This is a genomic window from Neorhizobium sp. SHOUNA12A (assembly GCF_023006505.1).
Lineage (GTDB): Bacteria > Pseudomonadota > Alphaproteobacteria > Rhizobiales > Rhizobiaceae > Neorhizobium.
On record NZ_JALBGV010000134.1, the window covers coordinates 1 to 11,303 of the forward strand.

At 63.3% G+C, this 11,303-nt stretch carries 17 protein-coding genes and 2 pseudogenes; 5 read left to right on the top strand and 14 right to left on the bottom strand.

Annotated elements, in window-relative coordinates; genetic code table 11:
* Nucleotides 1-488, bottom strand: a pseudogene (locus MOV63_RS30755) (DUF2339 domain-containing protein); the annotation flags it as partial.
* Nucleotides 489-833: 345 nt separating this feature from the next.
* Here MOV63_RS30755 and MOV63_RS30760 point away from each other — a divergent pair.
* Both MOV63_RS30760 and MOV63_RS30765 read left to right on the top strand, forming a co-directional pair.
* Nucleotides 834-1,223 (top strand): MbcA/ParS/Xre antitoxin family protein, encoded by a 390-nt coding sequence (locus MOV63_RS30760; RefSeq protein WP_038585217.1) that lies wholly within the window; start codon nt 834-836, stop codon nt 1,221-1,223.
* Nucleotides 1,220-1,912, top strand: coding sequence for an RES family NAD+ phosphorylase (locus MOV63_RS30765; protein ID WP_247039464.1), 693 nt, complete (start codon nt 1,220-1,222; stop codon nt 1,910-1,912). The genes MOV63_RS30760 and MOV63_RS30765 overlap by 4 nt, the downstream gene beginning before the upstream one ends.
* A gap of 85 nt (nt 1,913-1,997) precedes the next feature.
* Here the strand turns inward: MOV63_RS30765 and MOV63_RS30770 are convergent, their stop codons facing one another.
* The 10 genes from MOV63_RS30770 to MOV63_RS30815 all read right to left on the bottom strand — a co-directional run bounded on the left by MOV63_RS30770 (nt 1,998) and on the right by MOV63_RS30815 (nt 8,042).
* On the bottom strand, nt 1,998-2,906 hold the full coding sequence (locus MOV63_RS30770) for a mechanosensitive ion channel family protein (RefSeq protein WP_247039466.1): 909 nt from the start codon (nt 2,904-2,906) through the stop codon (nt 1,998-2,000).
* Between the two features lie 120 nt (nt 2,907-3,026).
* Nucleotides 3,027-3,551 carry a tyrosine phosphatase family protein gene (locus MOV63_RS30775; protein WP_247039468.1) on the bottom strand — a complete coding sequence of 175 codons (525 nt, stop codon included), beginning with the start codon at nt 3,549-3,551 and terminating at the stop codon, nt 3,027-3,029.
* Complete coding sequence (locus tag MOV63_RS30780; protein ID WP_247039483.1) at nt 3,548-4,126, bottom strand: YfbR-like 5'-deoxynucleotidase; 579 nt, start codon at nt 4,124-4,126, stop codon at nt 3,548-3,550. Before MOV63_RS30780 ends, MOV63_RS30775 begins: the two co-directional genes overlap by 4 nt.
* Nucleotides 4,127-4,161: 35 nt before the next feature.
* Nucleotides 4,162-5,004 carry a folate-binding protein YgfZ gene (locus MOV63_RS30785; RefSeq protein WP_247039471.1) on the bottom strand — a complete coding sequence of 281 codons (843 nt, stop codon included), beginning with the start codon at nt 5,002-5,004 and terminating at the stop codon, nt 4,162-4,164.
* Between the two features lie 346 nt (nt 5,005-5,350).
* Complete coding sequence (locus MOV63_RS30790; protein WP_247039472.1) at nt 5,351-6,100, bottom strand: hypothetical protein; 750 nt, start codon at nt 6,098-6,100, stop codon at nt 5,351-5,353.
* 40 nt (nt 6,101-6,140) lie between these two features.
* Entirely contained in the window at nt 6,141-6,398 is a 258-nt protein-coding gene (locus MOV63_RS30795) for a hypothetical protein (RefSeq protein ID WP_007752665.1), read from the bottom strand.
* Nucleotides 6,399-6,499: 101 nt separating this feature from the next.
* Nucleotides 6,500-6,931, bottom strand: a complete 432-nt coding sequence (locus MOV63_RS30800; RefSeq protein WP_247039474.1) for a TIGR02301 family protein — start codon at nt 6,929-6,931, stop codon at nt 6,500-6,502.
* Between the two features lie 47 nt (nt 6,932-6,978).
* Nucleotides 6,979-7,395, bottom strand: coding sequence for an NUDIX hydrolase (locus tag MOV63_RS30805; protein ID WP_247039476.1), 417 nt, complete (start codon nt 7,393-7,395; stop codon nt 6,979-6,981).
* Nucleotides 7,396-7,430: 35 nt separating this feature from the next.
* Nucleotides 7,431-7,739: a HigA family addiction module antitoxin gene (locus tag MOV63_RS30810; protein WP_247039478.1), complete on the bottom strand. Its 309-nt coding sequence runs from the start codon at nt 7,737-7,739 to the stop codon at nt 7,431-7,433.
* A gap of 24 nt (nt 7,740-7,763) precedes the next feature.
* Nucleotides 7,764-8,042 carry a type II toxin-antitoxin system RelE/ParE family toxin gene (locus tag MOV63_RS30815; RefSeq protein WP_038541554.1) on the bottom strand — a complete coding sequence of 93 codons (279 nt, stop codon included), beginning with the start codon at nt 8,040-8,042 and terminating at the stop codon, nt 7,764-7,766.
* A 167-nt stretch (nt 8,043-8,209) separates the two neighbouring features.
* On the opposite strand from MOV63_RS30815, the gene MOV63_RS30820 reads away from it, so the two are divergent.
* Genes MOV63_RS30820 through MOV63_RS30830 form a run of 3 tightly spaced genes read left to right on the top strand, consistent with a single transcriptional unit; the run spans nt 8,210 to nt 10,020 of the window.
* On the top strand, nt 8,210-8,536 hold the full coding sequence (locus tag MOV63_RS30820; RefSeq protein ID WP_247039480.1) for a YnfA family protein: 327 nt from the start codon (nt 8,210-8,212) through the stop codon (nt 8,534-8,536).
* 58 nt (nt 8,537-8,594) lie between these two features.
* Entirely contained in the window at nt 8,595-9,362 is a 768-nt protein-coding gene (locus MOV63_RS30825) for an SOS response-associated peptidase (RefSeq protein WP_247039481.1), read from the top strand.
* Between the two features lie 40 nt (nt 9,363-9,402).
* Complete coding sequence (locus MOV63_RS30830; protein ID WP_247039485.1) at nt 9,403-10,020, top strand: LysE/ArgO family amino acid transporter; 618 nt, start codon at nt 9,403-9,405, stop codon at nt 10,018-10,020.
* A gap of 18 nt (nt 10,021-10,038) precedes the next feature.
* Here MOV63_RS30830 and MOV63_RS32700 read toward each other — a convergent pair whose 3' ends face one another.
* The 3 genes and pseudogenes from MOV63_RS32700 to MOV63_RS30840 all read right to left on the bottom strand — a co-directional run.
* Nucleotides 10,039-10,167 (bottom strand): hypothetical protein, encoded by a 129-nt coding sequence (locus MOV63_RS32700; protein WP_255759033.1) that lies wholly within the window; start codon nt 10,165-10,167, stop codon nt 10,039-10,041.
* Between the two features lie 173 nt (nt 10,168-10,340).
* Nucleotides 10,341-11,180, bottom strand: a complete 840-nt coding sequence (gene pssA / locus MOV63_RS30835; RefSeq protein ID WP_247039482.1) for a CDP-diacylglycerol--serine O-phosphatidyltransferase — start codon at nt 11,178-11,180, stop codon at nt 10,341-10,343.
* Nucleotides 11,181-11,196: 16 nt separating this feature from the next.
* Nucleotides 11,197-11,303: pseudogene (locus tag MOV63_RS30840) on the bottom strand (phosphatidylserine decarboxylase family protein); the annotation flags it as partial.

Consider the following 11,303-nt stretch of genomic DNA (forward strand, 5'->3'; position numbering starts at 1 on the left):
GCCTCGATCGAAGCGCGCACCAGAAAGATGCCGCCGAAGGCAAGCGCCACGCCGCCGACCCAGACCGGCCAGCGGGCGCCGAGATAGCTTTCGAGGTTTTCGCGGTTTTTCGGTTTTGCGGGCGTTGGTGTCCGTGTCGTCGTCGCGACCGGTGCGGGAGCCTCTTCGCGGGCCGCAACGTCCTCGGCGGCCACGCTTGCCGCAATCGTCTCTTCCGGCACGGCCTCTGCCGCAACCGGTTCGGCCCGGAGCACCGGTTCTGCCCGAACTGCCGGTTCTTCGGTCACCGCTTCGGTGGCGATAACAGCCGCCGCAGCGGGAACCGTCGCCGGGGCAGCCACGGGTGCCGCCGTGGAAACCGGCTGCGTGGAAAGCAGTCCGACCTTGATCGCCTCCAACTCCTTTTCGAGCGCTGCCACTCGGGTCGATGTCTTGCGATAAAGACCCACCATCAAGATCACCAGCAGCAGGAGGAGGATTTCGATCATCGGCGCGCTCGCGGGTGAAGAGTTCAATCAACCGGTTATACAATTGCCGGCCGAGGGAAGGGAAGAGCCGTGTTCCACGACCAATCAGGCGCCGGGTTGGGTGTCGGTCACGGTCCCATGCCGCAATGGCCGTGTCCCATCCGCGCCGGTCATCCGGCCTGGAAAACACCCCGCAAGTGCTCGACGACCTCACGCTCGGCCCCTGGATGGGCGGCGGTACCGACCGTTCGCAGAATCCCGCAAGCGATAGCAATAGCGTCAATCCCGGCGATGTATCAAAAAGGTCCATATGACCTTTACATTCAGTGCAAATGGACTAACTTCAAGGCGAAGCAGGAGCTTGCCATGGAAGTCGCAGCCAGAAAAGAGAAAGCGGAACAGCTGACGGCCGTCGCGCTGAAGGCCTTTGGCAATGTCGTCGCCGAGTGGGGCGTGCCGGTGAACGAGGCGGCGGCCCTCGCGGACATGTCGGAAAGCACCTGGAAACGTGCACGAAAACCCGGATACTCCGGAGGCTTGACCAAAGACCAGATGCTGCGCCTCAGCGCCGTCATCGGCATCTACAAGGCGCTGAAACTCTATTTCAGCGATCCGATTGCTTCCAGATGGATGACGTTGCCGAACGAGGGGCCGCTGTTTCGCGGCACCCGACCCATCGATACGCTGATCGACGAGGGACTGCCGCAATTCCTCGCGGTGCGCAATTACCTGGATGCCCTGCGGGGCGGCGCGTGATCGTGACCTCGGTCAGCGACAGGGCGCTGGTGCGGCTGATCCCGGCGACCTACCACAAGCCGCCGAGCCTGCGCGGCCTGGTGGATAGCGACGAGGAACTGGCGATCCTTGCCGAGATCGAGGGCATGACTAGTGCCAGGCTGACCGCCGAGCGGGGATTGAACCTCTATCTCGACCGCCGCGAGCTCGCCTGGAAACGCCGCAAGCACGACCTGCAGGTCTACGGCAACACCCATATCAATGCCGCCTTCACCTATACGCGAAAAGGCGGAAACCGCTTCAACGACGAAAACCGCGGCGCCTGGTACTGCAGCTGGGACACGATGACGTCGATTGCCGAGGTCGCCTTCCACAAGACGCGGGAACTGCGGTTCATCGGCGTCTTCGAGGAAACGGCGCGTTATGTGGAACTGCTGGCGGATTTCATCGGCGAGTATCCGGACATCACCGACGAACGCGGTCACCCGGCGCTCGATCCGGATCCCGCGATTGGTTATCCCCAGGGGCAGGCGCTTGCCGAAAGATTGAGGCGCGACGGGCATGACGGACTGATCTACCCGTCGGTGCGGCACGATCAGGGCCGCTGTCTCGTCGCCTTCGAACCGACGGCCATCCGCAACGTCCGTCCGGGGGCGTCCTGGGACATCGTCTGGTCAGGCAGCGAGGAATACGACCTCAAGGTCGTGTGACGGCGATCGCCGATTCGCCTCTCGTAACATTTGGGCATCGGGGCCGGCTTCCTCGTGAAAAGCCGGCCCCGATGCATCCTTTCCTTCAGGTCCGCTGCGTGACCGGTTCGTCCGCACCGCGAGGAGCCGGAGGTCCGCTCTCCCCGGTGACGTCGCGGGTTTCTACCTGAGGGTCTGGAATCTGTTCTGGCTGCCTGTCACCCGGAACCTTGTCGAAAGCGAGCTTGACGTCCCGGGTCAGGTCGCGTCCGGTTTCCCACCAGTCGCTGCTCTTCGTCCAGTAGCGCAGCGTCAGCTTGGCACTGCCGGCATCGAACTCGGCCACGTAGACGGTCGGCGCCGGATCCTTCAGCACCCGCCTCTCACCGCTGGCGAGCGCCATCAGCTTCGCCTGGGTCCGGCCGATGTCGCGGTCGGTGCCGATACTGACCGAAATCTCGTTGCGGCGCGTCTTCAGCCGGCTGTAATTGGTAATCGGCACGTTCCACAACGTCGAGTTCGGCGCCAGCCGATAGACGCCGTCGGCGGTCCGAAGTTCGGTCGCAAACAGTCCGACATCGACGATCGTGCCGGTGACGCTGCCGGTCTCGATGCTCTCACCGACCCGGAACGGCCGCAGGACCAGGAGCATGATGCCCGCCGCGATGTTCTGCAGCGTACCCTGCAGCGCGAGGCCGACCGCAAGGCCGATCGCGCCGAGAGCCGCGAGCACCGATGCCGTCTGCACCCCGAACTGGCCGAGCACCATGACGACGACGAGAACCAGCATTGCATAACGGATGATATTGGAGAAAAATTGCGACAGCGTCGCGTCGATGCCGTGGATGCGCGACAGGCCGCGATGGCCCCAGCGGCTGATCAGGCCGGCGGCCATCCAGCCGAGAATGAGGAGAACGATCGCACCGACGGCGGAGAAGGAATATTGCACCGCCAGCGCGCTCAACTGAGCGAGTGCCGCCCTGGTAGCCACAACAAATTCCGACGCCTGGTCCATCCGGCGGTCTGCTCCTGATTTTAGTTTCGCCGTTAATTGGCGCAGCAGGCCGCGAGGTCAAGATAAAAGTGGAGCTTTTTTGCTCCGAGCTAAACAATTAGGAAAATTCAACTTTCAGGTTCAAGGCGAGGTTTTTAGCGGCAAGATGAAGGAGGCCCGGCCATCAGTCTCGGTACCGCGGCCTATCCCCTTGATGGCAGCGATCAGCCGGCCGTTGCGGCCGAGCAACCGGTCGCCGATCTCGATCAGCCGCGTATTCGGCGTCGCATGCGGCGCGACGCTGCGAAGCCTCGCAGCCAGCGCGAAATCGTCCTCTTCCGGGTGCAGCGAGAGCGCGGTGATCACCGCTGCGGCAGGCGAACGGGAGACGCCCATCCAGCAATGGATGACGATCGGCGCCGACTGGTCCCAATCGCGCACGAAGCCGATCAGGCTTTCCACATGCGCCTCGCTCGGGGCGATCAGGCCTCCCGTGCCGGCAAAACCGATATCGTTCATCGCCAGCTTCAAGTGGCGCTCGGCGGAAATCACGCCGGGCCGGTGAAAATCCTGGCCCTCGGCGATCAGGCTCACCATTTCGCGCGCCTTGTGCCGGACGGCTGTCTCGGCGATGGAGCCGAGCGGGCAGACGACGATCGCGGTCATGGCGCCTTGTCCGCGCGCTCGGCCTCGATCTGATGGAACCGGTCGAGGAAAAGCTGTTGCGCCGTCAGCGCCGGCATCGGTTGGATCGTCAGCATGTCGGGGGTGATGCCACGCGGCTGGCCGAAAAATTTCCGCGCCTCGGTGACCGAGAAGCCGGCAAGTTCCGTGGCCTCGAAAAAGGCAGCGATCGTGTCGGCCTTCTTGATCAGCGCCTTGAGTTCGCGGCTCGGATGCGGCGGTAGGCCGAAGCGCAGGTGGATCGCCGCCTCCAGCCGCTGCTCGACCGCCTTGTAGCCGCCGCCGACCACCGATTTGAACGGCGAGATCATGTCGCCGATCACATATTCCGGCGCATCGTGCAGCATCGTCATCTGCAGCGCGTCGGGCGTGCAGGCCTCGTTGCAGCGGCGAAAGATTTCCTCGACGACAAGGCAGTGCTGGGCGACGGAAAAGGCATGGTCGCCGCGCGTCTGGCCATTCCAGCGGGCGACGCGGGCAAGCCCGTGGGCGATATCGGAGATTTCGATGTCGAGCGGCGAGGGATCGAGCAGGTCGAGCCGGCGTCCCGACAGCATTCGTTGCCAGGCACGTGGTGCCGTCACCACTGGGCTCACGTCTCGGCCTCTTCAGCCTCGGCGGGGAAGGAGAGCCCGCTCCAGGCCGGAAGCGTCAAGCTCACAGTCACGTCGCCCGCGGAAAGCCGCACGCCGCGTGACAAGGCGTCGCCGACGCGGTCGATGCGCACGATCGCCAGCCCCTTGTTTCCGAAAACGGATCCGAGCGCGCCGACCGGCTTGCCGCCGGCTACGATCTCGGTGCCGGAGGCGGGCAGGGCGGCATCGCCCGAAACGATCACCACCCGCCGCCGAGCCGTGCCGCGATGCTGCATGCGGGAAACGACTTCCTGGCCGACATAGCAGCCCTTGCGGAAGGAAAGTCCGCTCGTCTGGTCGAGCAGCACGTCGTGCGGAAAGGCGTCCTGCAGCGCATAGTCGTGACCGGAGATCGAGATGCCGGCTTCGATTCGAAGCGCGTGATAAGCCTCTTCTGATCCGTCGTCCAGCTTGCCGGGAGCGCGGACGAGGGAGATTCCGGCCTTGGCGAAGGCCGCATCCTTCACCGAGCCCTTGCCCGAATCATCACCCCAGAACACGGTGATTCCGTCTTCCGGACCGGCCGTGATATCCACGGCTGCGCGCAGCTTGTACATCGTCAGCCGCCGCATCAGCGCCTCGCGCTGAGCCGTCTCGGTCTCGATGACGAACCCGTCTCCCTCCCGCCAGACCAGGAAATCGAACAGGATCTTGCCCTGCGGCGTCAGCAGCGCACCCGGCCGGGCTTCACCCCCCGGCAGCGAATCGATGTCGGTGGTGATCAGCCCCTGTAGGAAATCCTGCGCATCCTTGCCGGTAAGGCGGATCAGGCTTCGCGAGGGAAGAAAGGCGGCGGGCATGGCGCGGGAATCCGGTTGTTCTGAGACTGAGAGTTAAGTCTTCGCAGGGGCGGCGGCAAGGCATACCGGGCGGCAAATGCGGTGGCGGCCGAATATGCCGCCGCACCCCCCTCTGCCCTGTCGGGCATCTCCCCCTCAAGGGGGGAGATTGGCTGGGGCACCGCCTGGCGTCCAATACGCCTGGCTATCTTTTTGGGACGTTATTATTGGATGGACCCGATACCGCAATCCCCCCATGATCTCCCCCCTTGAGGGGGAGATGTCACGAAAGTGACAGAGGGGGGTAGCGACGGTTCGGCAAATGCACTGGTGGCGATTGACACAAAACCCGACAGGAGTCGCCGGTTCAGTCGCCGCCGGAGAAGAACTTCCATTTGCCGTCCGGGCTGATGCCGGCGCGGAAGAAGTTGTAGTTGCCGTTCTCTTCCATGCCGGCGAGGTCGCCAGCCGTCACGATGCGCAAAAGATCGACCCGTTCGGGCGGCGTCAGCTTCGAAAGCTGCTTGCCGGCGAAATAGGGCCAGACATAGGCTTCTTCCGGCGTGCCGATGTCGAAATGCGCGGCACCGGTGGAAAGGATATCGAGCAGGATGGCGAGGATTTCCTGGCCGTCCGCATCGCCCGAAAAACTCTTCAGCGTTTCGATCGGATCCTCGAATTCGCCGTTCATCACCTGCGTCTGAGTAGCCCCTGTTCCCATCAGGTCGCGCAGGCGGGTGACATCGCCCGAGGCCGCGGCCTCGACGAGCTTTTCACGCATCTGCTTGACCGGCGCCGGCAGCTTTGTCATGTCGCGGATGATTTCCGCCGGCTTGTCGTCGCTCGGCGCGGGCTTGGCGGCGTTCGGGTTTGCCGGGGGAGCGGTCGTCTTACTGCTGTCGCCGGCCTGTGCCGATCGATTGATCGCCGGACCCGGCTGCGGCAGGGTCGTGCCTTCGAAAGCCTGAACGATGGCGCGGCTCTGGCCACGCTCCGGTTCTTGTGGCTCGACGCTCGGGCGTAGCTCCGACAGCGCCAGGGCCTGGCCGCCGACCGCCATTGTCATGGCGGCACCAAGCACGATTGCCGCCGAAAGGCGGATGGAGAGTCTGGGCATCGTCGTTTCCGCCGCGTTTCGCACGGGAAACCTCTATCGTTTATTGAACAGTGCGCTCGGGGGAGAATTCGCCGGCGAGCATGCGGCTCTTGAGCGAATCAAGCATGGCTTCGGCGCCCATTTCTCCATGAATGCGGATGGTTTCCCGCATAGCAAGTACCAGAGCTGCGTCGGCAATGATTTCCGGCTCGATACCGTCGGCACGGCCGTCTGCCCATGCCTCGCTCTGATATTCCAAGGCAGCCTGCATCTTCTCATGCACAATCATGTCGTCGATGTCGTTGCGGCCTGTCTGCATTCTGTCGTCCTCGGTGCCCGTTTAATTACTAGCCCGTTAAAAACTTTATCAGCCTTTTATCAAAACGACACGGCCTCCCGCCAAAAGAGGTAAATAATCCTCTAATTTCCGAAGCGCGCCGCGATTTCTGTCGCAAGTGTTGCGCCTTCGATACGATAACGCTCCTCGGCTGTCCTAGCCGCATCCGTGCAGGACGTATGCACGGCTGCAAACGACCGATACCCGCGGTTGAAGGCCGCCGTCAACCTCTCGCGGCGCTTCGGTTCGGTGCCGGTATCGGCATCCAGCAACTGCTGCATCGAGGCCCGCCATTCGGATGTCGATGCGCCGCAGAGCGCGCGCAGATACTGGATGGAGCCGAGCACTTCCGCCAGCCGCGTCAGTTGCCCGTCATAGGGCGCCGGCTTTTCCTCGGCCGCCGGGGGAGGCGGTAGCGGTGCGGACGGCTGCTGTTTCGCCGACTGGGCGGCAAGCGGCGTCGCCGAGAGGATTGCCAGCAGTGTCAGGCAGCCAAGTCGCTGAATGAGCTTCATGAACGGGTCCCGATGCGGCGCAATTGCGCCTGTCTTAGCGAGCCTTCTTAGCGGGCATTGGTCTCCGCCGCCAGCCTCTCGGCGCATTCGAGCACGCTCGCCGGCACCGGCAGGCCGCGGATCTCTTCAAGCGTATACCAGCCGGCATCGGCCGCATCGTCGGCGGCGATCGCCTGGGTGTCGGGGTCGGCCTCCACGCGAAAGACCGACAGAAAGAAATGCTGCCCGCCTTGCTTCTCGTTCTTCAGATCATAGGTGGCGAAGAGGACGGGATTGCGCACCGCAATGCCGGTCTCCTCGGAAAATTCCCGCACTGCCGTCTGCTCCGGCGTCTCGCCGGGCTCGGCCCGACCGCCCGGAAACGCGAACAGATCCATCGACGGCGGGTTCATCCGCCGAATCAGCAGAAACCGGCCGTCGCGTTCGAGAATGGCGGAGGACGCGGCTTGGGGGGATTGGGGCATATTACGGTCTTTGCGGTTCAATGTGCTGGGACGCTTCACGCCGCGCTCAAAGTGGGAATCTTGCTGACGTCCACCTCGCGTTCCGCGTGCCAGGCGTCATAGCCGGCCTGCATGCGCAGCCAGATAGCGGCACCGTCGCCGAACATCTTCCCGAGTCGGGCCGCGACATTTGGGGAGATGGACTTGCGCTCGCGCAGGATGTCATAGAGCTGCTGGCGGGAGATGCCGAGCAGTTTGGCGATCTCGACCTTCGTCTTGCCTGTCGCGGGGATGATCTCATCAAGCAGCGCCCCGGGATGCGACGGGCAACGTTGGATCGGCCTTTTCACTTCATATTCCGCCATCGATCTCATCCCTAAACCGCCGCTTCAATGATATTGCTCGAAATCAACACGGGCGGCGTCCTTGCCGTCGAATTCGAATGTGATGCACCACGGCCCGTTGACGTGAACGGTATAGCGGGTCGGATCAAGGCCATGCAGGGCATGAAAATCAAACCCCGGGAGGTTCATGTCCTCCGGGCGCTCGGCCGCTTCAAGACGGTCCAGCCGCACAAGGATGCGCTTGTGCATCTTCGCGTCGATTTTGCTCGTCTTGCCGCTCTGGAACAGGGCAGCCAGCGCCTTGTTCCTGAAGGAATTGATCATGCAGCATGTAAGTATATTGCTTACACGAGGTCAAGGCCGTAAGCAAATAATTTACATGTGGCCGTGCATGCCCGCGTTATGATGGGATCGCGCAGATTTCGGTTTCCATCGTTTCGATCATATGAAAACGTGCCCCAGATGCCATCTCCTTCAAGCCCACGTCTCCCATGAAAACTTACATCCTCTACTCCATCGCCGCGCTTGCCGAGATTGCCGGTTGTTTCGCCTTCTGGGCGTGGTTCAGGCTGGAAAAGCCGGTCTGGTGGCTGGTGCCGGGCGTTGTGTCGCTCATCGTCTTTGCCTGGCTGCTGGCGCTGGTGCCGAGCGAGGCGGCGGGGCGGACCTATGCGGCTTATGGCGCCATCTATATCCTCGCCTCGATCCTCTGGCTCTGGGCTATCGAGGCCCGGGTGCCGGACCGATGGGATGTTCTCGGCGTCACGGTGTGCCTCGTCGGCGGTGCGATCATCCTCTTCGGCCCCAGAAGCGCATGACGTCAGCGCCTGAGCATCAGCGCTTGACCCTTCCAAGGCCCGATGCCACATAGTCTGCATGTGCGGACGCTACGCCCTGACGGCGACTCCCAAGGATATTTCGGAATTCTTCAGCCTGGCGGATCTCGACGATTTCCCGGCCCGCTACAATATCGCCCCGACCCAGCCGATCCTCGTCGTCATGTCATCGGAAAAGCGTGAGCCGGGCAGCAACCTGCCGGAGCGCCGCGCTTTCCTCGCCCGCTGGGGCCTGATCCCCGGCTGGGTGAAGGACATGAAGGAGTTTCCGCTGCTGATCAACGCGCGCTCCGAGACGGCGATCGGCAAGGCCTCCTTCCGCGCCGCCATGCGCCATCGCCGCATCCTGATCCCCGCCACCGGCTTCTACGAATGGCGCCGGCCGCCGAAGGAAAGCGGCGTCAAGCCGCAGGCCTATTGGATCCGCCCGAAGCGCGGCGGCGTCATCGCCTTTGCCGGTCTGATGGAGACCTGGTCTTCTGCCGATGGTTCCGAGGTGGATACCGCCGCGATCATGACGACGGCGGCCAACGGCGGCATTCGCCACATCCACGACCGCATGCCCGTCGTCATCGAGCCCGAGGATTTTGCCCGGTGGCTCGACTGCAAGACGCAGGAGCCGCGTGAGGTGGCCGACCTGATGCAGCCGGTTCAGGAAGATTTCTTCGAGGCGCTGCCGGTTTCCGATCTCGTCAACAAGGTCGCCAACATGGGGCCGGACCTGCAGAAACCGGTTGCGGTCGCCCAGCCGGAAGAGGAACCGCCGAAAAAGCCGAAACCCGACTCGACCCAGATGTCGCTTTTCTGACCTCTCGGCTCTCTTCCTTCAGACGGACAATTTCATGAACCTGTTTTCCGCCGGCCTTTCCGGCCTTGCACTTGGTGCCTCGCTGATCATCGCCATCGGCGCCCAGAACGCCTTCATCCTGCGCCAGGGGCTGATCCGTTCCCATGTCTTCATCCTCTGCCTGATCTGCGCGCTGTCGGATGCGACGCTGATCGCCGCCGGCGTCGGCGGGCTAGGCACCATCGTCGCGCAATCTCCCGTGCTGATCTCGGTGGTGACGCTGGGCGGTGCGGTGTTTCTCGGAACCTACGCCTTCATGGCCTTCCGCCGGGCAGTCAAGCCTGGCGCGATGGTGGCAGGTGCCCCGGAACCGATGGGGCTGAAGGCGGCGGTCTTGACCTGCCTGGCCTTCACCTTCCTCAACCCGCATGTCTACCTGGATACGGTCGTGCTGCTCGGCAGCCTGTCTGCGGCCTTCGAAGGAGCGGAACGAGTGGCCTATGGCGCCGGTGCGGCGATTGCCTCGTTCGTCTGGTTCTTCGGGCTCGGTTACGGCGCGCGGTTTCTGGCGCCGCTGTTTGCCAGACCCGCCGCCTGGCGGGTTCTGGACGTCGTCATCGGCGTCGTCATGGGCCTGCTCGCGCTGGGGCTCTTGTGGAGCTTTTTCAGCGGCGAATGAAGCCGATCAGCCGACTGATCAGCCAGCTGGGGTAAGCTTCGGCTTGCGGTTCAGCATCAGGGCTGCGGCAACCACGGCCTTCAGGCCGAGCGGACGGTAAGGCGTGGTCATTTCCGGTTTTGATTCGATTTTCTTCTCGGTGCTCATGGCTGTCTCCTCAACACGCGAATCTCTTGTTTGCATTTTGCGATCGCGGCTTTTCCCATAAAAGCGGGCGGAATCGTGGCCGGCAAGCTGGCACTGCCGCCCAGTATTCGTAGAACTGTCATCTTGTGGGAAACTGTTGCGCGGAAGTTGCAGCTTACCGAGTTCGAGCAGACTCAGACATGCGTACTGTCATCCTCGATTGTAATCGTGCCGTAACGACGGTGCCAGGCGCGGGCGCTGAACGGCAGGACGAGGAGGTAGGCAACGACGGTGGTCGACAGCACTTGCCAAGTATAGCTCATCAGCAGCGCTACATAGAGCACCACGGCAAGCATGATCGGCAGCATCAGGTCGCGGCGGATGCGGCTCGACTTGCCGGACCAGACCGGCAGTCGGGAGACGAGCAGGTAGCCGATCAGCAGCGTATAGGCAACGCTTGCATAAACGAAGATCGGCGTCGCCTCGAGCCCGAGGAAGCCGAGATAGACCGGCAGCAATACCAGCATGGCGCCCATCGGAGCTGGCACGCCGACGAAGAATTCCGATTGCCAGTCCGCCTTGATGTTGCGGTCTTCCATGACGTTGAACCGGGCAAGGCGCAGGCCGGCGGCGATCGCATAGAGCAGGGCGGCGATCCAGCCGATCGAATGCGCCTGGTCGAGCAGGAAGGCGTAGGAGACCAGCGCCGGCGCGACGCCGAAATTGATGATGTCGGCAAGCGAATCCATCTGCACGCCGAATTTCGACGTGGCTTTCAGGAGCCGTGCCACGCGCCCGTCGATGCCATCCAGGAAGGCGGCCAGCAGCACCATGGCGACCGCCAGCTCGTAGCGCCCCTCGAAGGCGAGCCTGATGCCCGTCAGGCCGGCGCAGATGGCAAGCACCGTGATCAGGTTCGGGACCAGCAGCCGGAGCGGAATTTCGCGCAGGCGCGGCCCGCGGGCCTCTTCGTTCGGGCTGTTGTGTTCCGCGTGCGAATGAGGGGGCGAGGGCGGCGAGGCGGGCGTCTCCATCAGGCTCTAGCTCCCTTTACGTGCGGCGGCTGATGATCGGGCCCTTGGCGGAGCCGAATTCCGCAAGCACGGTTTCGCCGCCGATGGCGCGCTGGCCGACCGACACGCGCGGCTGGCCGCCGG